Annotated in this window: 28 protein-coding genes; 8 read left to right on the top strand and 20 right to left on the bottom strand. The window is 51.0% G+C overall.

Annotated features, from left to right (window positions below):
- Positions 1-42: 42 nt before the first annotated feature.
- The 7 genes from EDM60_RS07895 to EDM60_RS07925 form a co-directional block, all read right to left on the bottom strand.
- Entirely contained in the window at positions 43-714 is a 672-nt protein-coding gene (locus EDM60_RS07895) for a GNAT family N-acetyltransferase (protein WP_122963473.1), read from the bottom strand.
- Positions 715-751: 37 nt separating this feature from the next.
- A complete protein-coding gene (locus tag EDM60_RS07900) occupies positions 752-1,420 on the bottom strand; it encodes a GNAT family N-acetyltransferase (RefSeq protein WP_122963474.1) in 669 nt (222 codons plus the stop codon).
- Between the two features lie 26 nt (positions 1,421-1,446).
- Positions 1,447-2,304: a carbon-nitrogen hydrolase family protein gene (locus EDM60_RS07905; RefSeq protein WP_122963475.1), complete on the bottom strand. Its 858-nt coding sequence runs from the start codon at positions 2,302-2,304 to the stop codon at positions 1,447-1,449.
- Between the two features lie 155 nt (positions 2,305-2,459).
- Positions 2,460-3,719: a M20 family metallo-hydrolase gene (locus EDM60_RS07910; protein WP_122963476.1), complete on the bottom strand. Its 1,260-nt coding sequence runs from the start codon at positions 3,717-3,719 to the stop codon at positions 2,460-2,462.
- Complete coding sequence (locus tag EDM60_RS07915) at positions 3,716-5,338, bottom strand: amidohydrolase (RefSeq protein ID WP_122963477.1); 1,623 nt, start codon at positions 5,336-5,338, stop codon at positions 3,716-3,718. Before EDM60_RS07915 ends, EDM60_RS07910 begins: the two co-directional genes overlap by 4 nt.
- A 45-nt stretch (positions 5,339-5,383) precedes the next feature.
- On the bottom strand, positions 5,384-6,877 hold the full coding sequence (locus tag EDM60_RS07920) for a sodium:solute symporter family protein (protein ID WP_122963478.1): 1,494 nt from the start codon (positions 6,875-6,877) through the stop codon (positions 5,384-5,386).
- Positions 6,874-7,077 (bottom strand): DUF3311 domain-containing protein, encoded by a 204-nt coding sequence (locus EDM60_RS07925; RefSeq protein ID WP_063227036.1) that lies wholly within the window; start codon positions 7,075-7,077, stop codon positions 6,874-6,876. The genes EDM60_RS07920 and EDM60_RS07925 overlap by 4 nt, the downstream gene beginning before the upstream one ends.
- 165 nt (positions 7,078-7,242) lie before the next feature.
- On the opposite strand from EDM60_RS07925, the gene EDM60_RS07930 reads away from it, so the two are divergent.
- On the top strand, positions 7,243-8,901 hold the full coding sequence (locus EDM60_RS07930; protein WP_122963479.1) for a PucR family transcriptional regulator: 1,659 nt from the start codon (positions 7,243-7,245) through the stop codon (positions 8,899-8,901).
- Between the two features lie 40 nt (positions 8,902-8,941).
- The gene (locus EDM60_RS07935) at positions 8,942-9,133 is read left to right on the top strand and encodes a hypothetical protein (protein ID WP_063227034.1); all 192 of its coding nucleotides are present in this window, start codon (positions 8,942-8,944) and stop codon (positions 9,131-9,133) included.
- Between the two features lie 75 nt (positions 9,134-9,208).
- On the opposite strand, the gene EDM60_RS07940 is transcribed toward EDM60_RS07935, so the two are convergent.
- From EDM60_RS07940 to EDM60_RS07960, 6 genes are all read right to left on the bottom strand, one after another.
- A complete protein-coding gene (locus tag EDM60_RS07940; RefSeq protein WP_122963480.1) occupies positions 9,209-10,822 on the bottom strand; it encodes an ABC-F family ATP-binding cassette domain-containing protein in 1,614 nt (537 codons plus the stop codon).
- 458 nt (positions 10,823-11,280) lie between these two features.
- On the bottom strand, positions 11,281-12,396 hold the full coding sequence (locus EDM60_RS07945) for a sulfate/molybdate ABC transporter ATP-binding protein (protein ID WP_122963481.1): 1,116 nt from the start codon (positions 12,394-12,396) through the stop codon (positions 11,281-11,283).
- The gene (cysW, locus tag EDM60_RS28915) at positions 12,393-13,259 is read right to left on the bottom strand and encodes a sulfate ABC transporter permease subunit CysW (RefSeq protein ID WP_141254163.1); all 867 of its coding nucleotides are present in this window, start codon (positions 13,257-13,259) and stop codon (positions 12,393-12,395) included. Before cysW ends, EDM60_RS07945 begins: the two co-directional genes overlap by 4 nt.
- Before the next feature lie 12 nt (positions 13,260-13,271).
- Positions 13,272-14,108 (bottom strand): sulfate ABC transporter permease subunit CysT, encoded by an 837-nt coding sequence (gene cysT, locus EDM60_RS28920; RefSeq protein WP_141254161.1) that lies wholly within the window; start codon positions 14,106-14,108, stop codon positions 13,272-13,274.
- A gap of 41 nt (positions 14,109-14,149) precedes the next feature.
- Entirely contained in the window at positions 14,150-15,217 is a 1,068-nt protein-coding gene (locus EDM60_RS07955) for a sulfate ABC transporter substrate-binding protein (RefSeq protein WP_122963482.1), read from the bottom strand.
- A 260-nt stretch (positions 15,218-15,477) separates the two neighbouring features.
- Positions 15,478-15,765 (bottom strand): hypothetical protein, encoded by a 288-nt coding sequence (locus tag EDM60_RS07960; RefSeq protein ID WP_141254159.1) that lies wholly within the window; start codon positions 15,763-15,765, stop codon positions 15,478-15,480.
- 99 nt (positions 15,766-15,864) lie between these two features.
- On the opposite strand from EDM60_RS07960, the gene EDM60_RS07965 reads away from it, so the two are divergent.
- Complete coding sequence (locus EDM60_RS07965; protein WP_217364880.1) at positions 15,865-16,173, top strand: DUF3846 domain-containing protein; 309 nt, start codon at positions 15,865-15,867, stop codon at positions 16,171-16,173.
- Positions 16,174-16,266: 93 nt separating this feature from the next.
- Here the strand turns inward: EDM60_RS07965 and dut are convergent, their stop codons facing one another.
- Entirely contained in the window at positions 16,267-16,803 is a 537-nt protein-coding gene (dut, locus tag EDM60_RS07970; RefSeq protein WP_122963484.1) for a dUTP diphosphatase, read from the bottom strand.
- 208 nt (positions 16,804-17,011) lie between these two features.
- On the opposite strand from dut, the gene trhO reads away from it, so the two are divergent.
- The 3 genes from trhO to EDM60_RS07985 all read left to right on the top strand — a co-directional run bounded on the left by trhO (position 17,012) and on the right by EDM60_RS07985 (position 18,871).
- Entirely contained in the window at positions 17,012-17,956 is a 945-nt protein-coding gene (trhO, locus tag EDM60_RS07975) for an oxygen-dependent tRNA uridine(34) hydroxylase TrhO (protein ID WP_122963485.1), read from the top strand.
- A 226-nt stretch (positions 17,957-18,182) separates the two neighbouring features.
- Positions 18,183-18,386, top strand: a complete 204-nt coding sequence (locus EDM60_RS07980) for a hypothetical protein (RefSeq protein ID WP_122963486.1) — start codon at positions 18,183-18,185, stop codon at positions 18,384-18,386.
- A 20-nt stretch (positions 18,387-18,406) separates the two neighbouring features.
- Positions 18,407-18,871, top strand: a complete 465-nt coding sequence (locus EDM60_RS07985; protein ID WP_233454098.1) for an NUDIX hydrolase — start codon at positions 18,407-18,409, stop codon at positions 18,869-18,871.
- Here EDM60_RS07985 and EDM60_RS07990 read toward each other — a convergent pair.
- Positions 18,864-19,559, bottom strand: coding sequence for an HAD family hydrolase (locus tag EDM60_RS07990; protein ID WP_122963488.1), 696 nt, complete (start codon positions 19,557-19,559; stop codon positions 18,864-18,866). The two genes, EDM60_RS07985 and EDM60_RS07990, sit on opposite strands and share 8 nt — an antisense overlap.
- Positions 19,560-19,684: 125 nt before the next feature.
- Here EDM60_RS07990 and EDM60_RS07995 point away from each other — a divergent pair, with 125 nt between their 5' ends.
- Both EDM60_RS07995 and EDM60_RS08000 read left to right on the top strand, forming a co-directional pair.
- On the top strand, positions 19,685-21,136 hold the full coding sequence (locus EDM60_RS07995) for an amidase family protein (protein ID WP_122963489.1): 1,452 nt from the start codon (positions 19,685-19,687) through the stop codon (positions 21,134-21,136).
- A gap of 126 nt (positions 21,137-21,262) precedes the next feature.
- Positions 21,263-21,739, top strand: a complete 477-nt coding sequence (locus EDM60_RS08000; protein WP_122963652.1) for a GNAT family N-acetyltransferase — start codon at positions 21,263-21,265, stop codon at positions 21,737-21,739.
- 240 nt (positions 21,740-21,979) lie between these two features.
- Here EDM60_RS08000 and EDM60_RS08005 read toward each other — a convergent pair whose 3' ends face one another.
- From EDM60_RS08005 to EDM60_RS08025, 5 genes are all read right to left on the bottom strand, one after another.
- Complete coding sequence (locus tag EDM60_RS08005) at positions 21,980-22,291, bottom strand: hypothetical protein (protein ID WP_122963490.1); 312 nt, start codon at positions 22,289-22,291, stop codon at positions 21,980-21,982.
- A gap of 73 nt (positions 22,292-22,364) precedes the next feature.
- Positions 22,365-23,147: a nucleoside 2-deoxyribosyltransferase gene (locus EDM60_RS08010; protein ID WP_122963491.1), complete on the bottom strand. Its 783-nt coding sequence runs from the start codon at positions 23,145-23,147 to the stop codon at positions 22,365-22,367.
- Positions 23,148-23,316: 169 nt separating this feature from the next.
- Entirely contained in the window at positions 23,317-24,933 is a 1,617-nt protein-coding gene (locus tag EDM60_RS08015) for a DUF2326 domain-containing protein (RefSeq protein WP_122963492.1), read from the bottom strand.
- Entirely contained in the window at positions 24,911-25,150 is a 240-nt protein-coding gene (locus EDM60_RS08020; RefSeq protein WP_122963493.1) for an ABC-three component system middle component 7, read from the bottom strand. Before EDM60_RS08020 ends, EDM60_RS08015 begins: the two co-directional genes overlap by 23 nt.
- Positions 25,147-25,902, bottom strand: a complete 756-nt coding sequence (locus EDM60_RS08025; RefSeq protein WP_122963494.1) for an ABC-three component system protein — start codon at positions 25,900-25,902, stop codon at positions 25,147-25,149. The genes EDM60_RS08020 and EDM60_RS08025 overlap by 4 nt, the downstream gene beginning before the upstream one ends.
- Between the last annotated feature and the right edge of the window lie 48 nt (positions 25,903-25,950).

Consider the following 25,950-nt stretch of genomic DNA (forward strand, 5'->3'; position numbering starts at 1 on the left):
AGCCCCACAGGAGTGTCGGTTCTTGCTGTCAGATCGTTTCGTTTAGATCGGCAAAAGCTCCACGCTTTCTTTGCTTTCAAGCTCTGCGACCATGTCCAGCCAAGCTTGCGGCTTTTGCGGGAGGACGGCGTAGTAGCGCTTGAGGAAAGTGACGATCAAATCAGCTTCCAGCGTGGTTTGCTCTTCATTGGTCGGCATGAAGCCAAGGTCCAGTCCTGCGACTGCTTCTCCGTCGTTTTGCCAGGATGGATGGACGTATTGGAAATTGGTGCGCTTGTAGCCGAGATGGGACAGCACTTCGCGGCGAACGAACGGGTCCATCGGCTTGATGCCGCCGAAGCTGTGCTCTTCCACGCGGTACGGGTCGTAAATTTCCGCAAACATGCCGTACAGTTCTTTGCCGTTTTCCGCAGCGAGCGCGAGCAAGTCTTTTTGGCGCTCTCTCGCCAGGAAGCGGCCCACTCCCAGTCCTTCGCGGCCAATGATAGTGAAGTCGGTCATGGCGACGTTCATGTCCGGATAATAACGGTATTCGGTAGCGCCTACCACTTCTCCTTCATGAACGGCCACAAACACGCGGATGGACGGGTCTTCGAGCGGTTCTTTCCACAGATCGTAGTCAAGCACTTCCTCCGGCGGGAAAACGTCCTGCATCAAGCGGTGCATGTTGGCGAACAGCGGGTTGTCGATATGTTGAATGCGTACAAATTCCATCGGTTTCGTCCTCCTGAAAAAATGATTCTTTTTTGGCTTATCGTGCCAGAAACGGATTTTTCCATTCCATCAGCACGGCGTAGTTGCGGGATTCCTCGTCTTCCAAATAATCGGCCACGATCTGCACAGGCACGCGCCCGCAGCGCATCAGAAACGTGATGACGGGGTCTTTCACTTCGCCCGAAACCACATGCTCCACGTATTGCTCTGGCGTCCATCGGTTCGCATAGCGTCCGTAGCCCGGCATTCTTCCGCCGCCGAGCAAGCGCGTCAAGCCTTTTTGCACAACCAGCTCATACATCGCCTGCATCATCAGCTGTCCCAGTCCGAGCTTGCGGTGGCTTGGCCGAATGCATATGTCCACGATGTACAAGGTGTCGCCGCCAGGATTGTGGCTCCTGATATAGCCGTCGTCCGTCACGTCCGCCCATTTGTGCTCGGGGTGCGCCGGATCGAACGACACGAGCAGCGCCGTCATTGATCCGGCCAGCACTCCGTCTACCTCAACGCAAATCGCGCCCTCGGGAAACAGCGTGATATGGTTGGTGAGCTGCTCCTGGTTCCACCACAGCTCGGATGGAAACGGCGGCGGGAAGCTCTCCGCCTGAATCTGGATCAGCTCGAAAAAGTCGGAGCGGTTGTAGTTGCGGATCACAGCCTTGCGCGGCTTGTCCCCTTCAAACACATACAGCTCTTTGCGGTACATTGCCATCCTCCTTACGTGCGCTGATGCTAGTTCCAATCGGTGTACAAGTCTGTCCGGCGGTCACGCCAGGTCGTCACGGAGCCTTTTTCCCGCACTTCATACAAAAGCGACAGGTCGAGGTCGGCAGTCACGAGCATGTCGTGGTTGATCTCCCCTTCGGCAAGCACTCCGCGCGGCGGGAACGGCACGTCGTTTGGCGTCAGGATCGCTGCCTGGCCAAAATTGGCGCGCATAAAGTCGACAGTCGGCAGCGAACCGATTGTGCCTGTCAGCACGACGTACACCTGATTTTCGATCGTGCGCGCGTGGCTGGTGTAGCGCACGCGATGGAAGGCGTGGCGGTCGTCTGTGCAGGACGGACAGAAAATGACATCCGCTCCGCGCGCTTTGGCAATCCGCACCCACTCTGGGAACTCGATGTCGTAGCAAATGATCATCGCGACTTTGCCTTTGTCGGTTTCAAAAATTTGCAGGGAGTCGCCCGCGCCCATGTTCCAGCCTTTGACTTCCCACGGGGTGATGTGGATTTTCTTTTGCTGGCCGACTCGTCCATCCGGGTAGAACAGAAAAGCCGTGTTGTACAGCTTGCCGTTCTCCTCGATGATGTGCGTGCCCCCGATCAGGTGCATGTTGTACTTGGCCGCCAAGGAAGAAAACAGCTGGACGTACTGCTCGGTGAACGAAGGCATCGCGGTAATCGGCAAAGCGCGTCCCTGCTCATCGCCAATGGACATCAGCTGGGTGGTGAACAGCTCGGGAAACAGCAGAAACTCGGTTTCGTACTCATCGGCGTTGCGAACGTAGTGCTCGACCTGATTCGCAAAATCTGCAAAACTATGTATCGTGTGCAAGTGGTACTGCACAGCGGAAACGCGCATTTTCATTGCATTCTTCCTTCCTGTTTTCTTATCCTTAAAATATATCAAAAACGATCGGCAAAGTCTTCCTTTCCATGCGCCGCAAAGGTTTCGCTTCACGAAAAGTCGCCTGCCAGTGGATCGGCAGGCGATTTTTTATGCGGCCGCGGCGCGGTGTCCGTCTAGCTGCTCGCGCTCATACGCAGCGCCGTTTGGTACAGCAGCTCTGTCCCGAGGGCGATATCCTCGTAGGTGGAAAACTCTTGCGGGTTATGGCTGATTCCGTCTTTGCAGCGGACAAAAATCATCCCGTAGTCGCATACGTACGACAAAGCCAGGGCGTCGTGAAACGGGCCGCTCATCAATTCCCGCGGCTCCATGCCGAGTGCGCGGCTCTCTTCGTGCATGATCGCCTTGATCCAGTCCGCACAGTAGCGAGGGTCGCTGTTCGTATCTTCGGTAATCGTGTATTGCAGGCCGCCTTCTTCTGCTGCCGTCGCGATCGCCTCGCGCAGCGCCTTTTCCCGCTCGTCGCGCCGGGCCAGGTCGATGTCGCGCAAATCGACGGAAAAACGCACGCGCTCCGGGATGATGTTGCGCGAATCAGGAAACACCTGCAAATGCCCTACCGTGCCGACAGTAGGCGCCGCAGGGTCGAGCTTCGCCAGCTCATTGACCGCGAGAATGACCTTCGCTGCGCCGACCAAGGCGTCTTTTCGCATCGGCATGGGCACCGATCCGGCATGTCCGGCAAAGCCCGTCAGATCCACCGTCCACCAGAGCGGGCCGGAGATCCCGGAGACAATGCCGATCGGCTCGTCTGCGCCATCGAGCACAGGGCCTTGCTCGATATGCAGCTCCAGGTAAGCCCCGATGCTGCCTTCCGGATAGACAGATTCGGCCAACCGATCCGGGTCGCAGCCAAAGGCGACGAGCGCTTCCCTGCGTGTCACGCCATCTTTGTCGGCTCGCGCCAAATCTTCCTCAGCCCATTGTCCCAAAATTCCTTTTGATCCGAACAAGCCTTTTTGAAACCGACAGCCTTCCTCGTCGCAAAACGCGACCACTTCGATCGGTTGCTGCGGCACGATCCCTTGTTCGCGCATCGTCTGCACGGCTTCCAGAGCGCCCAGCACGCCGATCACGCCGTCGAATCGGCCACCGTACGGTTGGGAGTCGATGTGCGAGCCGATCATCAGCACAGGCGCTTCCGGGCTTTTCCCCGCCATTCGCCCGATCAGGTTGCCAAAATGATCCACCCGGGCAGCAAGTCCCGCTTCCTCCATCCACGAGCGCACCAAGTCCACCCCTGCCCGATCCTCTGCGGACAAAGCCAGCCGACATACGCCCGTCTCGCCGATTTTGCCGATTTGGGCCAGCACCTCGATCCGTTTGCGCAATCGTTCTGCGTTGATCGCAAGCGTCCTCGCTTTTTCAGTCATGCCTGGATAACCTCCTCGTCTTGTCTTTGGTAAACCAGCTTGCCGTCGATCATCGTCTGTTCGACCTTCAGTTCCTTGATCCGGTCATGCGGAGTGGCGAGAATATTGCCGCTGAGCACGACCAGATCAGCCAGCTTGCCAGGTTCGATGCTGCCTTTTTGCCCTTCCTCAAAGCTGGCGTACGCCCCGTTCCAGGTGAACATGCGGATCGCTTCCGGCACACTCACTCGCTGGTTGGCTCCCACCGATTGGCCCGATTTGCTCTGGCGGTTGACCGCCGCATGAATCCCGATCAGCGGGTTAAAATCGGTAACAGGGCTGTCCGAAGCGCCTGCGGCCACGATTCCGCACGCAAACTGATCCTTGGCCGGAAACATGTGGCGAACCCGCTCCCCGATATTTCGCACGTACGAATCTCCATGGTCGTAAATAAACGCCGGGTTCGGGATCGGCACGACACCGAGTTTCGCCATCCGCGCAAGCAAGTCAGGAGAAGAGACGCCTGCATGCTCGATCCGGTGGCGGTGATTTTCGCGCGGATGGGCAACGAGAGCGGCTTCGAAGCAAGTGAGCAGCATGTCAATCGCACGATCTCCCTGTGCATGGGCAGTAATCTGGAACCCTTTTGCATGGGCCTCTCCCAAAATCGTATTCAACTCGTCCTGCTCATAGTAGAGGATTCCGCAATCGTCGGGGCGACTGGTGAACGGCTCGCGCATCGCCATCGTCGGCGCAATGCTCGCTCCATCTGTAAAAACTTTCGCCGGGCCGATGCGAAAGCGCTCATCGCCTGTACCCGTCACCATTCCCGCGTCGATCATCCGCCGCACAAATTCCTCCGACTGATTCAACGAGCAGACGATGGCGTAGATGCGCACCTTGACGTCTCCGGCGAGCACCGCCTTTTGCATCGCCCGGAAGTTTTCAGGGCCATACCCGCCCGCGTCGTGTATGCTGGTGATTCCTGCCGCCACAAAGTCTTCCGAAGCCAGCCGCAGCCCTTCCCTGTATTCCGCTTCGGAAAAGGCAGCCTGCTCGAACATTTTCATGTGTGCCGTCTCGACCAAAAAGCCTGTCAGGTTCCCATGCTCATCGCGGTCAATCCGTCCGCCCTGCGGGTCAGGCGTGTGCCGATCGTAGCCGGCAAGCGCCAGTGCCCTGCTGTTGACTACACTGTGATGGGCGCAAGTGCGCATGACAAAAATCGGATGATCAGTCGAGACGTCGTTCAGCTCGGCCAAGGTGGGGTAGCGCCGTTCTGCCATCCCGTTTTCATCGAATCCGCACGCCCGCACCCACTCGCCCGCCAGGGTTTTTTGCGCCTGCTCTTTGAGCGCGGCGAGCAGTTCGTCAATCGAGCGAATGCCGCGCGCCTTGCAGTCCACCCCCAATTTGTTCGTGCCGTAAATCGTCATGTGCAAATGCGCGTCAATAAAGCCTGGCAAAAGGCTTTTGCCTTGCAGATCGATCACGTTTGTCTGCGGGGTGATCCAGCGCTTGATCTCCTCCGTCGTTCCGACCGCGACAATGCGGTTCTCTCTGACCGCTACCGCCTCTGCGATCCGATTGTTTGCATCCACTGTCACTACATGTCCATTGAGAAACACCGTTTCTGCCATTTCATTTCCTCCTTTTTGTCGTCAGCCGTGTTTGGGCCTTTTGCTTTATTTGAACGTAGGCGTTCCTTCCGTATTGGCCGCCTGCTGTCCGTTGACGAACAGCGGTTTGGTGGTAATCGTCACGCCGAACATCACGACGATGTTCACCAGCAGCGCCACGACCCCGATGTTGAGATCCTGGATGACGGAAGGCCAGTGCGGAAACAGCGTTGCGAGCGTCGCCTGCGAGACCGTCGTATAGGCGACCGTCAACACTCCGGCTGCAATTCCGGCAAACGCCCCGTATTTATTGACGAGCGGCTGTTTGCCCAAGCTGAACAGCAAAGCGGGAAACAACTGGGTCACCAGACTGTAGCCCATCAACAGCAAGGTGACGAGCGTGTCTCCGCCGCTGAGCGTAAAGTACAGCGAGATGAGCGACAAAACCGGAACAAGCAGCTTGGCGACTTTGGCGATCTGGACATCCGAGGTGGCAGGCGCCATGACTTTGTAGACGTTTTTCGCCAAAAGGGTCGCTCCCGTCATCAGCAGCATCGAGCCTGGAACGAGAGCCGTCAGCAGTCCAGCCGCGCCGATGATGCCGACGATCCACGGGTCAAACGTCTTCAGCGACAAACGCAAAAGCGATAAATCCCCATCTGCCCCTTTCAAGCCGGGCACTTGCAAAATCGCCGTAAAGCCGACGAAGAACACAAACAACAGCATCAAGGTGTACAGCGGGAGCATGATCGTATTTTTGCGGAACACGTTTTCGTTTTTGGCGGAAAACACGGAACCGAACGTGTGCGGCCACATGTAAAAACCAAAAACCGTGATGAGTACGGTAGAAATATACCAGGAGGTGCTAAGCCCTTCTGTCGGGAAGGTCAAAAAGCCCGGATTAGCCGCATGCACGGCTGCAAACATCGGCTGGATGCCACCGTAATAGTGATACGGCAAATAAATCCCGAGAAAAACGACCACGAAAAAAATCATGATGTCTTTGATCGCCGCCGTCCAGGCCGAGCCGTGGATGCCGGAGAGCATGACGTAGATGGTAACGGCAATGACTCCGAGCCAGACAGCGGCTGCTGGCGAGATCGTGCCGTACGAGGCTTCGGAAACGATGATGCCCAGCCCTTTGAATTGCAGCACGAGGTAAGGAATGATCGCGATCACGCCAACGGCGGCGACGAGAATCCCCAGCATCGGGCTGTTGTACTTGCTCACGAAAAAATCGGATTGGGAAACGAGCTTGTGCTCTTTGGCATAGCGCCAGATCGGGGGCAACAGCCAGTAGGAGATGACGTAGGCAAGCGAAATGTAGGACAGGACGTAGTAAGACGGTGCTCCTTTGGAGTAAGCCCAGCCGCTTCCTCCGAGGAAGGTGAACGTCGTGTAAATCTCCCCGGCGACCAGCAGGAAAATAAAGATCGAGCCAAAGCCTCTGCCGCCTACTGTCCATTGCTCCATGTTCATGTCTTTGCCTTGGCGTGCGCGAATCCCGGAGTAGAACGACAGCAGCAGGAAGGCAAAAATGATCAGCAGAGCAATGTTCATGATGAACTCTCCTCCTCTTTTGTAGCCGGATCGAGTTGATGGATGACCGCCATAATGACAGAAGTCAGCACAACCCACAGGACAATCCAGAACAAGACAAAAGGCATGCCCAGCACATAAGGCTCCACCCGGTTCACAAACGGCACTCCGCCAAGCATGCCGATAAACGGCACGACTCCAAGCCAATCTCTTGCTTTCATGCAGATCCCCCTGTTTACTCGATTTGTCCCATTGCCTGCGCGCGCTTTGGACATGTACTCTATTATTATCGAAAAATTCAATTTTCTCCTTTGTCCTGCTGACCAGAAAACATCGCGTTCTTTTGTTTCTTGAGCCAAAAGCATTGAAAGACGGAGGGAAATGGCGTGATAACAGTCCGTGAACTGATCGAAGTTGGAGGCTTTACGAAAGCATCCGTGCTTGCCGGGGAAGACTTTCTCGACAAAGAACTGCTTGGGGTTACCTCGTTTGACTCGCCGGATGGACACAGATGGCTGCGCGCAGGCGAATTTGTGCTGACGACAGGCTTTCCTTTTCTGATCCGCCAAAATACGTGTGAAGCTACCTTGATTCAATTGATCGACGAGTTGGCTGCCATCGGAACGCCTGGTCTGGCGATCAAACTCGGCCGCTACATGGCGAGCGTGCCTGCTGCCGTCCTCGCCCACGCCGCGAAAAGGCAAATGCCGATTTTGTCCTTTCCGATGGATAAAGCGTGGTCGGACGTCATCGTGCCTGTCACGCAGTACATCAACGACAAACAGCGCCTTGAGCTGAATCGCACACATGCGATCTACGAGCGGTTTCACCTGCATCTGACTGCCAATGATCCGGTGTCCAAGCTCGCGGCACTGCTCGCAGACTTGCTGCAAACGCCGATCAGCATCGAAGTGCCGAGCCTGAGATGGAAGTGGGCCGCTTCGCCTGACGCTCCCCCTGGCGGCTTTGGCTTTGCAACCGACGAGGGGCACGACATCCCGCTCGGACAAGCCGCTTCGCCTTCCATGCTGAAAAATCCGCTCGTCAAAAGGGCAGATGGCCGTCACGTGCGCTGGCTGCTTCAGGAGCGGAACGTACAAGGCGCGATCTGCACCGGAATCATCGAACGAGATTTATACGCCTGGGAAAAAGTCGCGATCGAGCAAAGCGCCGCCCTGTTGTCGCTGGAAATCGAGCGGCAGCGTTCCGTAAACGAGACGTACCAGCGGTTTCGCAATGACTTTTTGCAGCTGTTGCTAAGCGATCAGATGCACGCGCGAGACGTGCTCACGCGCAAAGCGGATGAGGTAGGCTGGAAGCTCGCCGATCACTACACGGTCGCTGTTCTCGGCGTCTCCCCTCTGGAGCGGACAGGGATCGAGAACTGGAACGACAACCGCGACTTGCTTTTGGCTCTGACTCCTTCCCTGTCCGCCCTTGATGACGCCATTTTGCTGGGACTCGATCAGCAAAACCGCATCGTGCTGCTAATCCCGACAGCCAGTGGCTCTAGTGATTCCACTGCTTGCCTGACCAGCACCAAACAAGTTCTCGCTGCTTTGCTCGCTTTTTCGTGGCAACAGCGCGTGTTTGTCGGCCTGGGGCGGTTTCACGCCGGACACACGGGCATTGCTGCCAGCTATCGCGAGGCGCAAATCAGCTTTCGTGCGGCGATGCGCGGGCTTGATGCCAAGGCAGCAGCGAATACCACCATCGTCGCTTTTCACGACCTCGGGCTGGAGCGCATCCTGTTTGCCGAGCAGCCGGACAGAGAGGCACGCTTGCTCGCTCAGGAATACTTGGACAAAATCAACGAATACGATCGCGAAAAAAACGGGCAACTGCTGGATACGCTTCACATCTTTTTGCAAGTGGACGGCAATCACGCAGAAGCGGCGTCACGGCTGTACGTGCATAAAAATACGATCAAATATCGGCTGGCGCTCATTCGCGAACTGACGGGCTTAAACCCGGATCACGGCCATGACTTGCTGTTGCTGCGCATCGCCATGACAGTGCAATCGATTGGTTTTGCCAAAGGCTAAGCTGGTATAATGGCAACAGAGCGACTTAGGGGGAATGTAGATGGATGAGTGGCTGAACAAGCCGGTTAAGACGAAGGAACGGCCCAAAAAGCGAGGAATCGTCGAATACATAGATGATCAGTACATCGTTGTTTTCTTTACGTTGCCGCGCAAGGAACGCGTCATTTTTTCGAGCAAGGAAGCTTTTTTGAACAAAATCGAGTTCGTCGAAGAAGCAGCACCCCCGAACTGACCCACGCAAAAAATCCCGTGTCTGGCATCTGACTACTGCCTTTGACACGGGATTTTTTATGGAAACAAGCAGGTTTTACGCGTAGTGTTCGTCGCGAAGACGCTTGATCTCGTCGCTTTCGAGGTACTCGTCATACGTCATCATCTTGTCGATAACGCCTTTCGGAGTGAACTCGATGATGCGGTTGGCGATCGTTTGTACGAACTGGTGGTCATGGGAAACGAACAGCAAGGTTCCGTCGAAATCGATCAAGCCGTTGTTCAAGGCTGTGATGGATTCCAAGTCCAAGTGGTTCGTCGGCTCATCCATGATCAGGACGTTTGCGCTCGCCAGCATCATTTTGGACAGCATGCAGCGAACTTTTTCGCCTCCGGACAGCACGTTTGCTTTTTTCAGCGCTTCGTCGCCGGAGAACAGCATGCGGCCGAGGAAGCCGCGGATGAACGTTTCATCCTGCTCTTTCGAGTATTGACGGAGCCAATCCACGAGACTCAGCTCGGAGTTGAAGTATTCAGCGTTGTCTTTCGGGAAGTACGCTTGCGAAGTCGTTACGCCCCATTCGAAAGAACCGCTGTCTGCCTGTACTTCGCCCATCAAAATTTGGAAGAAAGTCGTTTTTGCCAGCTCGTTTGGTCCGACAAACGCTACTTTGTCTCCCTTGTTGATGACAAGGTGCAAGTTTTCAAACAGCTTCTCGCCTTCGACTGTCTTGCTCAAGCCTTCGATGGCAAGCAAATTTTTGCCTGCTTCGCGCTCCGGCTTGAAGTTGATGAACGGATATTTACGGCTGGACGGACGAATGTCTTCCAGTGTAATTTTTTCCAACAGCTTTTTCCGCGAGGTCGCTTGCTTCGACTTGGAAGCGTTGGCGGAGAAACGCGCGATAAACTCCTGGAGTTCCTTCATCTTCTCTTCTTTTTTCTTGTTCTGATCGCGAACCATCTTCAGCGCCAATTGGCTGGACTCGTACCAGAAGTCGTAGTTCCCCACGTACATTTGAATCTTGCCGAAGTCGATATCCGCAATGTGCGTGCACACTTTGTTCAGGAAGTGACGGTCATGGGATACGACAATGACGGTGTTCTCATAATCGGCGAGGAAGTTTTCCAGCCAGCGAATCGACTCGATATCCAAGTGGTTCGTCGGCTCGTCCAGGAGCAGGATGTGCGGGTTGCCAAACAGCGCTTGCGCGAGCAATACCCGTACTTTTTCCGTACCGGACAGGTCTTTCATCAGCTTGTCGTGCAGGTCTGTCGGGATGCCCAAACCGATCAAAAGGCTCGCTGCATCTGCTTCCGCCATCCAGCCGTTCAGCTCTTCAAATTCCCCTTCCAGTTGGGAGGCACGGTTGCCGTCCGCTTCGGAGAAGTCTTCTTTCATGTAGAGCGCAGTCTTTTCTTCCATGATCTCATAGAGGCGCTTGTGGCCCATGATGACCGTTTTCAGAACTTCATACTCGTCAAACTCGAAGTGGTTCTGTTTCAACACAGCGATACGCTCGCCTGGTGTCACCGAAACGTGTCCGCTTGTCGGCTCGATCTCTCCGGAGAGGATTTTGACAAACGTAGACTTCCCGGCACCGTTCGCACCGATGAGGCCGTAGCAGTTACCAGGGGTAAACTTAATCGATACATCTTCAAACAGTGCGCGTTTGCCGTAGCGCAGCGTCACGTTCTGAGTGCTTATCATCGTCGCAATACCTGCCTTTTTTGAATCGTTCAAACACTTATCTTATCAGAGATAGCTGCATTTTGCAAAAAATATCGGGCGAAAACGCCGCGCGCTTCTCCGGCGTCGGCCGACAAATACGTGACAATCTCCCCTCCTCCACCTTGTCTATTTTACCAGAAAATCCCTGATAAATAAAAATCAGGGCGCTCGGGCACATTATGTGATGTCTCTGTATCTCGAGCGAGGGAGGTTGGGGTTATGTCCAAGAAAAACGGCGTGAAAAATGAGATGGGAAACAAGGAAAATCCTTCGCAAACCAGATCTTCCACTACTGTAGGCAAAGAAGAAACCCGCTCCAAGCAGCGCGGCGAGTAAAATTCGTTGAGGTTCGTTTCCTCACACAAAAACCAGTCTGCTGATGAGTAAACGGCAGACTGGTTTTTGCCATGACGAATGGCGGAGTGCGAAGCGCGAAATCAAACGGTGACGTGAACGGGAGTCAAGGCAGGTGTCGGTACAGATTGCAGTTCGGATTCCACGTAGATGGACAAATTGTTCAGCGTGACATACACGACGTCGCCTTCTTCCACGAGAAGTTCGAGGAAGCGCTGCCGGCCCATCTCCGCTTCAAACACTTCTTTCGTATCGAGGCGTCTCAACTCCAGACGCACGAGCGGGCCGAGCAGCGTAATCCGCTCGATATGCGCCTGAACAGCCGTAGCGGCAGCTGATTGTGGCGGATGCAGCGACACTTCTGCATCATGCGGACGCATGTAGCCGATCGCCGGGCCTTCGCTGACACCTTGCTCTGCTGTGAACTCCGCCTCGCCCAGTTTGATGCGCCCGTTTTGAATGCGTCCGCGAAACAGATTGACGCGCCCCAGGAAGCTGTACACAAACGGGTTGGCTGGCTTGAGATAAATTTCTTCGGGAGAACCGACCTGCTCGACGCGCCCTTCGTTCATGACGACGACGCGATCAGCCAACTCCATCGCCTCTTCCTGGTCGTGGGTGACGAACAAAATCGTCAAGCCGAGCTTTCCATGCAAGTGCCGCAACCAACGCCGCAACTCCTGTCTGACTTTTGTATCCAAGGCGCCAAACGGTTCATCCAGCAGCAAAAACTTCGGCTCGACCGCAAGCGCTCTTGCCAACGCCACGCGCTGACGCTGCCCCCCGGACAGCTGCGACGGATAGCGGTGCGCCAGCCCTTCCAATTGCACGAGCCTGAGCAATGAATGCACTTTTTCGCGAATTTCTTCCTTGCTCGGTCTGGTTTTGCGTGAACGAACCGTCAACCCGAACGCGATGTTGTCAAAAATGTTCATGTGCCGAAACAAGGCGTAATGCTGAAAGACGAAGCCGACTTTGCGCTCGCGGACATCGCGGTTCGTATTGTCCTCGCCGTTGAACAGGATGCTTCCTTGCTGCGCCTGTTCCAGCCCGGCAATCAGCCGGAGCAAGGTCGTTTTGCCTGAACCGGAAGGCCCCAGAAGCGCAACCAGCTCCCCTTCGGGTATGTGCAGATTGACATTTTCCAGCGCGGTAAAATTTTTATACGACTTGGTAATGTTGACAACTTCTATGCTCATCCTGCTTTCTCCCCTGACGCGTCAAAGTAATAATCCTCTTCCGCCTTGGACTTCCGCTCGGTTTTCCATTCGATCAAGCTTTTTAGCACCAGCGTGACCAGCGCCAGCACAGCGAGCAGCGTTGCGACGGCAAACGCAGCGGCGAACTGGTACTCGTTGTACAAAATCTCCACGTGCAACGGCAGCGTATTGGTCATGCCGCGAATATGGCCGGAGACGACCGATACCGCGCCAAACTCCCCCATCGCCCTGGCGTTGCAGAGGATCACACCGTACAAAATCCCCCATTTGACGTTTGGCAGCGTGACGCGCCAAAACGTTTTCCAGCCGCTCGCTCCCAGCGATACAGCCGCTTCCTCCTCGTCTTTGCCCTGCGCTTCCATCACCGGAATCAGCTCGCGGGCCACGAACGGAAACGTCACAAAAGTCGTCGCAAGCACGATCCCGGGCACCGCGAAAATGATTTTCAGATCAAGCGCAGCCAGCCATGGCGCAGCAACCCCCTGACTGCCGAACAACAGGACGAAAATCAGCCCGGCGATGACTGGCGACACGGCAAAAGGCAGATCGATCAGCGTAAGCAGCACATTTTTGCCGCGAAACGAAAACTTCGCAATCGCCCAAGCGGCGGCAATCCCAAACGTGACGTTCAGCGGTACGCTAATCGCCGCTACGAGCAAGGTCAATTTGACCGCAGACAGCGTTTCCGGCTCGGCAATCGCAGCCAGAAAAACACCCGCCCCTTGCTTGAACGCCTCAGTGAACACGGCGATCAGCGGCAAAATGAGAAACAGGCCCAAAAACAGAAAAGCGACTGCGATCAAGCTCCAGCGAACGTAGGCTGGCTCGGTTACATGTTTCATTTGTCCCACCTCCTATCGTGCCGCATCGAACTTGTTGATTCGCCATTGCAAGTAGTTAATGAGCAGAAGCATGACAAACGATGCGACGAGCATGACGGTTGCAATGGCGGTAGCTCCCGCGTAATCGAACTGCTCCAGCTTGGTCATGATCAAAAGCGGCACGATTTCCGTCTTGAGCGGCATGTTTCCGGAGATAAAGACGACAGAGCCGTATTCGCCAAGCGCCCGGGCAAAAGCGAGGGCAAAGCCCGTAATGATCGCCGGCAGCAAATGCGGCAAAATGACGCGGGTAAACGTGGCAAACCGCGTGGCTCCCAGCGTCGCAGCTGCTTCCTCCATCTGCAAGTCCCAGTCCTGCAAAACAGGCTGCACGGTTCGCACCACAAACGGCAGCCCGATAAAGGTCAAAGCAACCCAGATGCCGATCGGCGTATACGCCACTTTTACGCCCCACTCGGCCAAATACTGCCCGATCCAGCCGTTTTCGGCGTAGATGGAGGTGAGCGCAATCCCGCCTACCGCTGTCGGCAAGGCGAAAGGCAGATCGACAATTCCGTCAATGATCCGCTTGCCAAAAAAATCGTACCGGGTCAACACCCAGGCGACCAGTACACCGAATACCGCATTGACACAAGCGGCGAAAAAAGACGTGAGGATGCTGACGCGAATCGAAGCGATCACCCTCGGATCGAGGATCGTTCCCACGAACTGCTCCCAGCTCATGGTAGTGGCCTTCAAAAAAAGGACAGACAGGGGGATTAATACCAAGAGGCTCAAGTAGATGATGGTATAGCCCATCGTCATGCCAAAGCCCGGCAGGAACCCCCTGCGCAAAAATGATTTTCTCATGGAGCTAACTCCTCTGATGGCAGGATAGGTTATGGACTGGATTACGGTTTGTACAGCTGATCAAAGACGCCTTGGTCGGAGAAGTGCGTTTGTTGAGCTTTTGTCCAGCCGCCAAAAAGTTCATCTATTGTGAACATTTCGATTTCAGGAAACGCAGGCGTATGCGCTTTGAGCACTTCCGCGGAACGTGGGCGATAGTAATGCTTCGCCGCAATTTCCTGCCCTTTTTTCGTGTACAGGAATTGCAAGTAGGCGTCGGCGACTTCTTTTGTCTTGTGCTTTTCCGCATACTTGTCGACGACGGTCACCGGAGGTTCTGCCAGGATGCTGAGAGACGGATTGACGATTTCGAATTTGTCTTTGCCCAGCTCGTTCACAGCCAAGTACGCTTCATTTTCCCAGGCGATCAGCACGTCGCCAATCCCGCGCTCGACAAACGTCGTCGTCGATCCGCGCGCTCCCGAATCGAGCACAGGCACGTTTTTAAACAAGGCTCCCACGAACTCTTTTGCCTTGGCTTCGTCACCGCCATTTTTCTTCAGGGCGTATCCCCATGCGGCGAGGTAGTTCCATCTGGCGCCACCGGAAGTTTTCGGGTTCGGCGTGATGACGGAGATGCCCGGTTTGACCAGATCATCCCAATCTTTGATCTGCTTCGGGTTGCCTTTGCGCACGAGAAAAACGATGGTAGACGTGTAGGGAGAGCTGTTTTCCGGAAGCTTTTTTTGCCAGTCTGCCGCAATCAGTCCCTGCTCGGCGATCGCGTCGATGTCGTACGCCAAAGCCAATGTCACCACGTCCGCTTCCAAACCGTCGATGACGGATCGGGATTGCTTGCCGGAGCCGCCGTGCGACTGCTTGACGTTGAGCGTCTGTCCGGTTTTCGCCTTCCACTCCTGGGCAAATTCCGCATTGACTTCCTGATAAAATTCTCTGGTCGGGTCATACGAGACGTTCAGCAGCTCGACGGTCTGTGAGCCGCCCGCTTCCCCGCTCCCGTTTGTCCCTGTTCCTTGCGACGCAGCCGAGCATCCTCCCAAAGCGATAGCTACGGCAACGATCCCGATGCGTTGCAGGATGGACTGAATATTGCCCTTTGTGGTGTTCATACTGGTGACCTTCACTCCCCATTTTTAATCTATACTATTTTACTCGGAATACTTAGTTATCTACGATTATACCTGCCTTTTTATCGCTGTCAATCATATTCCCATCCACTTTATGCCCACTAGCTGGGCGAGGTGAGAAATGGCGGCGCAAAAAAGACGTATGGCGTGTGGCTGTACGTTCGTTTAGCTACTCGGTAAGCAGGGGGAGCAGCTTCCTAATCCCAGTGATTTGTTCCCCGCTGTCGTTGTTTCGCTTCTCGCTATCGGTTTTCCGCTTCGTACTGCTTTTTCCGCTTCGCACAGCCGTTTTTTTGCTTCTCGTTGCCGTTTTCCACTTCGCACACCGTTTTTTCGCTTCTCGTTGCCGTTTTCCACTTCGCACCACCGTTGTTTCGCTTCTCGCTGCCGTTTTTCCGCTTCGCACCACCGTTTTTTCGCTTCTCGTTGCCGTTTTCCACTTCGCACCACCGTTTTTTCGCTTCTTGCTGCCGTTTTCCACTTCGCACCACCGTTTTTTCGCTTCTCGCCGCCTTTTTGCCCTTCCGCACTGCCGCTTTTTCCATCCGCTCGCAGCATATTCCGCGCAATCCCAGCCAACACTCTCGCGCATTTTTTGGCTTTCGGTTATGATGGGACAAAAGGAGTGAATGATCGTGATCACCGTTTATGTCAAACGTCCGCATGAGGACGCAACGATTGCTGAAATTGCCGATACGGATGCTTTATCCGAGCTGGTCGATGGGGATTTTGAAGTGGTGACGGACGACCATCTGGAAGGAATCTCGCTGATCGTGAATGAAGACGGACGAGGTGTATTGGCCAACAATTTTCCGATTACCGCAGACGGCTACCTCGACTGGGTATATGGCCCGTGTGTGTTCGTCAAGGCAGACGGCCGTTCTCTTAGCGAGGACGACATTCGTGTCATCGACCAGTTTCTCGCCGCCAAAAAATAGCAGCTGCCAAAAACAAAAAGACCCCTCCTCCGTCAGCGCATGTGTCTCGCACACTTGCTCGGAGTCAGGGGTCTGTTCTTTTTTAGGGCTGTCTTATCCGTTAATGCCGCTGCTGCCGAAGCCGCCAGCGCCTCTCTCAGTCTCATCCAGCTCGTCTACCACTTCGAAACGGGCAACAGGCACGACACCGATTACGCCTTGCGCGACGCGGTCGCCTTTTTTGATGAAATAGCTGTGAGAATCCACTTCTGTGTCTACCGTCACTTCTTTTTCTCCCGCATCGAGGCAGACGTTGCCGATCTTGCCGGACGGAATGCGGATGTTTTCCATCAAGACGCACACTTCTCCGCGGTATCCCGCATCGATCGTGCCCGGAGCGTTCGGCAGGCGCAGTTTTGTTTTCGCGCCAATGCCGGAGCGCGGACGCACTTGCAGCTCGTAGCCCTCTGGCAGTGCAAAAGCAAGTCCGGTCGGGATTTTGACGGTTTGCCCCGGAGCAATCAACACGTCTTCGACGGCAACGAGGTCAAATCCCGCGTCCAAGGCACGGGCGTATTGGGGAATGACTGCTTCCGGGTGCAGTTTTTTTAGTTTGACCTGGGCAACCAGGCGATCATTTGTCTGATTCATCAAAAGTCTCTCCTCATCTATCACCATTCTGCTAATGTCCTCCCATAGTGTACAAGATGGGCCACCATCCAGCAAGTTCAGCCACTTGCCCGCGTTTTCATAGAACGATCACAAATTCCTGTCTTTTTCTACACTTTTGTTTGCGGATTATGATATAATCACCGTTGCGTCATAAACTACAATTGAAAAAAGAAAGGTGGATTGTACCTTGCAAGTACAAAAACCATACCGCATTTTGCTCTACTACAAGTATACTCCGTTGGAAAACTACGAGGAGTATGCTGCTGAACACTTGCAATTTTGCAAGGAAAACGGACTCAAAGGACGGATCATCATCGCTCCGGAAGGAATTAACGGAACGGTATCCGGCACTGTCGAGCAGACCGACGCTTACATGGAATACGTGCGAAAAGACCCGCGCTTCGCGGACATGTGGTTTAAAATAGACGAATCGGAAGAACACGCATTCAAAAAAATGTTTGTTCGCGCGAAAAAAGAACTGGTGACCTGGCGTCTGGAAAACGACGTTGATCCGAATGAGAAAACAGGACACTATTTGAGCCCGAAAGAGTTTTACGAAATGATGCAGCAAGAGGACGTTGTCATCCTCGACGGCCGCAACTACTACGAATACGACCTCGGACACTTCCGTGGCGCGATTCGTCCAGAAGTGGATTCTTCCCGCGAGTTCCCTGAGTGGATTGCGGAAAACATGAGCCAATTCAAAGACAAAAAAGTCCTCACCTACTGCACAGGCGGCATCCGCTGCGAAAAGCTGACAGGCGTGCTTTTGGATCAAGGCTTTGAAAATGTGTACCAGCTTCACGGCGGAATCGTCACCTACGGAAAAGATCCGGAAGTAAAAGGCCGCCTGTGGGACGGAAAATGCTACGTATTCGACGAGCGTATCTCCGTACCGATCAACCATACCGAAGAAGATGTGGTTATCGGCCGTTGCCACTACTGCGGCACTGTGGAAGATCGCTACGTGAACTGCGCCAACCCTTTCTGCAACAAACAGCACTTCTGCTGCACAGAGTGCGAGCAAAAATTCAAACGTTCCTGCTCCGACGAATGCCGCGAGCATCCGCGCAACCGCTTCGTTGAAGAGGAAGAAAAAGCGAAGCTGCAAGCCGCTGGAGCGAACGCATAACCATACGAAAAGGAAACAAGCTGACCGTGCCTTTGTGCCAGTCAGCTTGTTTTTTATTTGCCGCTGTCTGATTCGGTGCGAAACGCGGCGAGCTGCACAATCGGTGTTCGGTCATCCCACTCTTCCCCCTGCTGCTTTCTTCTGATTTTTTTGTTTGGTCGTTGCCAAAAAGCTCCCTCACTCGTATTACTTGGCGAAGTGTCAAAAAAAACAGGAGACGTATGCCATGGAAAAAAAGCTCAGCATCATTCTCGGCTTCATTGTCGGGCTTGTGTTCGTCAACTTCGACTTTGACTATTCTTTTCTGCTCGAAATGAATGTCGATCCTGCTTTTGTGCGAGCGGCCGTCAAGACAATCGGTTTTGTAGGCGCTTTGTTCTGTGGACTCACCTTGCTATTCGACGCCTGGAAAGCCATTCGGTCCAGTTGATAATGGAGGGAACAACGCTTGTGAATGACTATATCTCGACCATGCGAAAGCTCATCGGCCACGAAACGCTGCTCACAGTCGGCTGCGGAGCCATTTTGGAAGACGAATCGGGACGCATCCTTTTGCAACAAAAACACAACCGCATCTGGGGCATTCCCGGCGGTCTGCTGGAGCTTGGCGAAACGTTCGTGGAGACGCTCAAACGCGAAGTGCTGGAGGAAACCAGTCTGACTGTCTTGCAGTGGCAGTTGTTTGGCCTCTACTCAGGAAAGAACGGCTTCGCCCAGTACGCCAATGGGGATAAAGTGTTTAGCATCCAGCTTATTTTTCGCGTCACGGACTATGCAGGCGTGCTCCAGACAAATGAAGAGAGCACCCGCCAACAGTTTTTTGCCAAAAACGAATTGCCGGACAGTCTGAACCCCCATCAGGCTCCATTCATTTTGGACTGGGTACATGGAGTGACCCCGCCGATTGTCAGGTGAAGTCTGCGCCTCTCCCCATCTGGCCTTGAAAAGACGGAAGCACCCATGCGCTGATCTCTGCCAAATCGTCAATGACGGCATGAGCGTCGGCAGCTGCTGCATACTGGGAGCAGCGTTTCCATACCGCCTTCATTCCAACCGCCCTGCTGGCGCGAACATCGTTGTCGGGGTGGTCACCTATGTACATCGCCTGTTCAGCAGGCACTCCAAGCTTGTCCAATGCCCGGTGAAAAATCGCCGGATCAGGCTTGCGCAAGCCTTCCCATTCCGATATGAGCACCTCGTCAAAATAAGGCGCGATGCCCAGTGCCTTGACATTGTCGTACTGGAACTGCCCGAAACCGTTTGAGATCAAGCCCAGCCGGATGCCCTGCTTTTGCAGGTCGGCAAGCATTTCATGCAGATGCGGGAACGCGACACAATGCTTTTGAAAATGACAGAGGTAGTCTTGCAGCAAAAAGGCCGCTTCCAGCTTCGCAATGGCAAGCTCCTCGATGAGCTGCGCGTACACTTTGTCCTTCCATACGTATCCGTGCTGATCCAGCTCGATAAAACGTTGCACGAATGTTTCCTGTTGGACGTGCTGAAGCTGGGAAATTCGCTCGTACTGGTCGTGGACAAACCGGATGAGCGAAGTGTCGCGGTCGAGCAAAGTGCCGTCCAGATCGAATAGTACCGCTTGTATCATCTGCATCACACTCCTTGTTGAATGATACGAACATTCCCGCATGTAATTGTTCCACAACCATTTGCCCGCTTCCCTGCATTTGGTAAACTAAGAAAGATCAAATCAAACAGAAAAAGGTGAAAATTATGTCGCCGAACCATGAAGCAAGCATCCTGGAATGGCAAGCTGCATTAGAAGCAGGACAAACGACGTCCCGTGAGCTGACCATTCTGTTTTTGGAACGGATCGCTGCCTACGACAAACAGGGACCGACCATTAACGCCATCAGTGAAATCAATCCCGATGCCTTGCATATTGCCGAAGCTCTGGACAGGGAGCGGGCGATATCCGGCAGTCGCGGGCCGCTTCACGGCATTCCGATATTGATTAAAGACAACATTGCGACCGGAGACAACATGCACACGACAGCCGGGTCGCTCGCCTTGGCCGATTCGTACGCGTCAGCAGACTCGTTTGTCGTCGCACGTCTGCGCGAAGCAGGCGCCGTCCTGTTGGGCAAAACCAATCTGACCGAATGGGCTAACTTCATGGCTGACAACATGCTGAACGGCTACAGCTCGCGCGGCGGACAAGTCCTCAATCCGTATGACCCTGCGTTCGATGTCGGCGGCTCCAGCTCCGGTTCAGGCGCGGGAATCGCGGCAGGCTTTGCCGTAGCCGCTGTCGGAACAGAGACTTCCGGGTCGATCCTCGGCCCTGCCAAAAAAAATTCGCTCGTCGGTATCAAACCGACGGTAGGCTTGATCAGCCGCCAGGGCATTATCCCGATTTCCCACAGCCAGGACACGGCAGGCCCGATGACGCGAAACGTAACGGACGCGGCCATTTTGCTCGGTGTCCTGACAGGTGTCGATCCGCAGGACGCGGTGACCGGAAAAAGCGCAGGGCTGGCCCACCGCGATTACCTCCCCTTCCTCGACGCAAACGGACTGCAAGGTGCCCGAATCGGTGTCGTGCGTTCCGGCTATTTGGCTGAATGCGACGAGGAAGAAGCCGCTCTTTACGAAGCCGCCATCTCGCAGCTGCGGCTGGCTGGCGCTACTGTCATCGATTCCGTAAGCATTCCTTCTGAAAATGCCGATTGGAACTCGCAAGTTTTGTATCACGAGTTTAAGACAGGTGTAAATGCCTATTTGAAAACATTGCCCGCCTCTTTCCCGATCCGCACCCTGAAAGATATTGTCGCCTTCAATCGCAAGCACGAAGCAAGAGCGCTCCGGTTTGGGCAAAGCGTACTGGAGCAGTCCGAGCAAACCAGCGGCACCTTGACCGATCCTGCCTATTTGCGGCAAAGGCTATACGATCTGGAAATGTCGCAACGCCAAGGGATCGACGCCGCACTCAAGGAACACGCCCTGGACGCTCTGCTGTTCCCGGGAGACACGGGCTGTGACATTGCGGCGAAAGCGGGCTACCCGTCCATTGCCCTTCCCGCTGGCTACACTGCGCAAGGAAAGCCTTTTGGCATCATGCTGACTGGACTGGCCTTCTCGGAGCCTGCTCTTCTGCGCATGGGCTACGCCTACGAGCAAGCGACTTTGCTGCGTGTCCCGCCTGTCTTGACGGAGCAAGCTTGATAGCTTAACTCCTTGTTGAGAACCTGGCGAGCGGCACAGACGATACACTGCTCTCGCCCATTCGTGTCGCAAACCAATCGCCAGAACGCCAATCCCAAGCTCAGTAGGATCGGAGGTGAATTTTTGTTGGAAAACGTTCGTTTGCGCCCGACCACTGCGGAAGATTTGCCGATTTTGTTTGAGCAGCAGCTCGACCCGGAGGCAAACCATATGGCCGCCTTTACCGCTAAAGACCCGAGTGACAGGCAAGCTTTTACCGCCCATTGGAACAAGATTTTGGCAGACGACTCGATTGAGAAAATGACCGTACTTGCCGATGGACAGATCGCGGGCTACATCGTTTTCTTCGAGCAATTTGGCAGCCCTTCCGTCGGATATTGGCTCGGCAAACCATTTTGGGGCAAAGGGATCGCGACACAGGCGCTTACCGCCTTTCTCGCGCTTCTCCCCGTCCGACCTGTTTACGCCCGCGTCGCCAAAGACAACGTCGGTTCGATCCGCGTCCTGCACAAATGCGGCTTCCGCCAGGCAGGAGAAGACGCGGGATTTTCCAATGCCCGCGGCTGTGATGTCGAGGAGCTGATCATGGTGCGGGAAGGTTGACGTAACTAATTATGGGGTTGCTTATCTTTCATCAATACAGTGGGTAAATGTTAGTTGTCATAGACACCTCCCTTTTTGGTTTTATGGAATGGATAACTTTTTAGCACAAGCTTAAAATAACAGAATAACTCGTACCTAAAGGTACGAGTTATTCTGTTTCTTCCTTTTTCTCATACTGAAATATTTTATGAACTAAAGAATAAGTAAGCGATCTTTTTCCCACTATCCCAGTAGCAGTTACTAAAAATCTAAATCTTTTATAACATATGTGCGCCATTCGTTATTTTCTTTTTGAAATTTTATATATCCCATGTCCCTAAGCGTCTTCTTATATTCCTCCACTAATTCGTAGCCCATATGGTCGGGACTTCCTTCATAAACATAATTCACCATTTCCCTTGAACTAGCTTTACTCCAGCCTTTATTATTATTTCTTGAGTCATTCAAAATGTAATTATAGGTATTAACTAAATACCTTCGATAATTGCCAGTAGGATTTTCCCTTTGCTCGCGTAAATACTTTAGCTTCTGATTTTTTTGCGCTTCGTTCATTCCCTCAGCCCTTCCCTTAATTTCTTCTATGTTTTTAAGATAATTCTAGATCAAGAAACTACATTGTTCCGAGCTAAAATGGCAATTCTGCGTCTTTAAATGGGTCGCTAGGTTTAGGTGAATCCTGCCTTAAGATTAATTTATCAATATTGTTATGAAGCCAAGTCATTCCCTGATTAGTTACATTATAAGCTTTATAGTACTCACCTTGATAATCTTGTTGTTCAGAAAACTGTATAAACCCTTTATTTAATAAGGAATCTAATCCTAGCGCCACAGCGATAGGTGCAAATCCTGCCTTGTTCATATCTTGCCTAATTATGTATGCACTCACCGCTTCATTTGGACTATCAACATTCTGAGTTATTGATACTAATAAAGTCATTTCATGCTGTGATAAGCCTTCTGTTAACGCAATAGATGATTGTGTAGAAATCAATCCCAGTTTGACTTGTTTTTGTTTAATTGCAAGTATCCTATCGGTGATTTGAGTAGTTAAATTCTCAAAATCTCTCGGAGAAGCAGTTGTATAAGTAATAATTTTCCTGTGTTGAATATCAAAAGGAAATTTTGAATTCCTCTGGTCTGAACAAATTAATACTACTTCTTTTTGGCTTGCAATAGCATAACCAAGCTCAAACCAAACATTTGGATTGTCCAAAGAAATTTCAGCCAAAACTACATCAGCATTTTTTATTCCATTTTGGATATCCTCGATTGGTATATTTACATTTGGATCTCTATCGACTCTGTAAGCATCTAATCCAGCATTAGTAATTGCGGGCACAAGAATATCTTCATACCTTTTATCAAAAGCTCCACCGTCAAATGGTTGAATAACAAAACAAGTTGTCATAAAAATCCTCCAATCTTATATTCATAAAGTAACTGTTTGACGCAGATCACTAGCAAGTAAAATTAACTTTTTACGTTTTTCTTTAGACCCATTTTGTCGACTGTTAATTTCGACCGTATTTAGAATTGAAAGAGGCTATATAAAAGAGTGAACTCAGATTTTTGTTTTTCTACTGCCCATCTTGTTTCCAATTCTTAATAAATAGTAATTTATCTTTCGAAAGCTGCAATACTTTATGATCTGTGATGATTTTTTCCGTTTCTGCCTTATACGAATTAATCTTATCGATAGCTATAAATATTTGTTTTTTGCTCGTACTATAAAGTTCAACTATGTTCTCCAGTGCATGATTTTCTATATTTTTTAGAAGTGGCAAGTCATGTGCGATTGCAGGCAAACATGTTAATTCTAAAAGTGCCAAATCAAACGTAATAAGATTCGCAAATGCTGTACCAGTTCCTGTATCTCCATAGGTATTAAATGTATATCTTTCACCACGTATGCTTAGAGTAGGAGCACGTCTGTTATCTGAGTAAATTCGTTTATTGAGCTCATGCATTTTAATATTAATTTGATTGCATACCTCATCTAATATAGTTACTTTTAACTCATCCAATTCTTTTCCCGCTTCTACAATGGAATCATCTAGATTTTTCTTTTTTGTATAAAAACCATTTTCTTCAGTCAACTGCTTGATTTGAGAGGCAAGTTCAACCACCTTCTCAATTGCATATTTGGGGGCATTCTGTATTGTTAAGTTATCTGCAATCTCTTGGTCAATTTTTGTAATTTCATTAACAATAACAGCAATCTGCTTTCTGATTTCTTTTTCAGTCTTTTGAAGTTCTTCTTTTAATATTTTCGTAATTGAAGCATGGAAAGAATCAATCTTCTTTACCTGTTCAACATTAAAATTCGGAAAAAAATCGACCAATCGTTCTAGCTCAGAATCAATTTTGATATTTTTGTCTGCGATATTGGTTAAGGTTCTCTTCAAACGGCTTTCGTACACATTTTTTTGTATAGTCAAACTACTTTTTTTCTTTCTCAATTCCAAAATTTCTTTAGAAACGAGTGCTTCAATATCTACTGAGGAGCTTACAATGCTATCTTTTAACTTTTTTAACTCCTCATTTAAGGCATCTATTTTTTTCGTATTTTGACCAAAAATCGCCTTGTTAATTTTGGGAATTAACTCTTTTTTTGCAGCATCAAGCAATACATTTTTTTCATCCGTCAGTTTTTGAATTTGCTTTTCATACTCTTTGATGTTTCGATACTTATCGAAAAGTTTCAATAATACGACAATAGAATCCTTCTTCTTTTCTTTTTCAAAGTATTGAATTGGTTTTCTTTCGTTTAAATTTTCTTTTCCATATACCCGAAAATATCGGCCAACAATACTTCGAAATGACATCTCATCAATTTGGCATTTATATTTTTCCTGAAGAAGCTTTGTATAGTCATTAATTTTTATAGTGTCTTGCACTTCAAAATTTCTATTACAGACAGCAACAAATTTAAATTCGTTTGTAGAACGGCTAAAAAAGAGTTCACCATCTTCGAAAGTAAAAGAGAATTTAAAAATGTGGTGTCCTAAGTTATCCACAGTGTCATGATTTCTAGTAATATAATCGTCACCACCAAAAACGAAATCTATAATCATCAACATCGTAGATTTACCAATTGAATTAGAAGCAATTTCATCTCCTACCACAGCATTTAATCCACTATGAAAAATGATTTTTTGTTGTACAAATTTATCACAAAGGATCTGCCTTAACATATCTAATCACCTTCAATTCTTGATCAAATTCAATTTTTTCCAGAGCAAACAAGACATCTAAGACCAATATGAATTGGTTAATATCTTCAAGATACTGTTTCGTTTTCTCAAACAAAATTTCAACACTTTCATCGTTGACCACTAAAACGTTCAGGATATACACCATTTTAGCGAGAATGCTGTCTTTAAATGGGATTAATTTATTCGGTAGTATCATGAAAACACCTCACAATCTTGCACAAAAAAAGCAATTACAATTTCACATGCCCTCTGTGAATAACGATCTGTTTTTTCAAACAGCCATTCCACTAAAGCATTGTAAATGTACTCTTGGCTCTCATTTGTCTGCATGCATTTCCAATAGAAGCTTTTAATCTGTGATGCCAATGTATCAAATTTATGTGGAGTCTCCTGGTCAAGCGTAATAAAAATGTTTCTAATAAAATCAAAGTAGTCAACGGTGTCATTAGTAATTTTTCTTTTCAAAATAAACGGCAACGTATGGTTAGTTTTTTGATCAATCTTTAAAGAGTCATAGCTTAAGGGGATAATGTTACCATCAATATTTTGCAAATTCTCCAATACTACTCTGATTTCACTTTCTATGTTAAACATATAATAGGTACTCTTTAACTGTGCTTCTTGAATCAAACCCTGTTTTAATCTACACCATTTTCGATATTCCGCTACAGTTCGTGGGTTATCAAAAAGACCATGGCATTTTTTGCAGGCAGCTATCACATTTTTCAAGTCGTTGACATCTTCAGACAGCTTAATTTCACCTTTCAATAATTCAACTTCTTCTGGCAATGGATTAGCAGGATAAATATGTGCAACTTCAAAGGATTTGAAGATTTTCCCATTCTTTCGATGAGTTAATTCATCTCCACAAAATGGGCAATATCCGCCTACCTCATTGAATAATATCATTTTTTCATTCTGGCTGAATTCACGTCTGTTATCTTGCATTATATTCACCTACAATCTCTTCATTGCTACGGTTTAAGCCCATATTAT

Source organism: Brevibacillus parabrevis, from assembly GCF_003710905.1.
Classification (GTDB): domain Bacteria; phylum Bacillota; class Bacilli; order Brevibacillales; family Brevibacillaceae; genus Brevibacillus; species Brevibacillus parabrevis.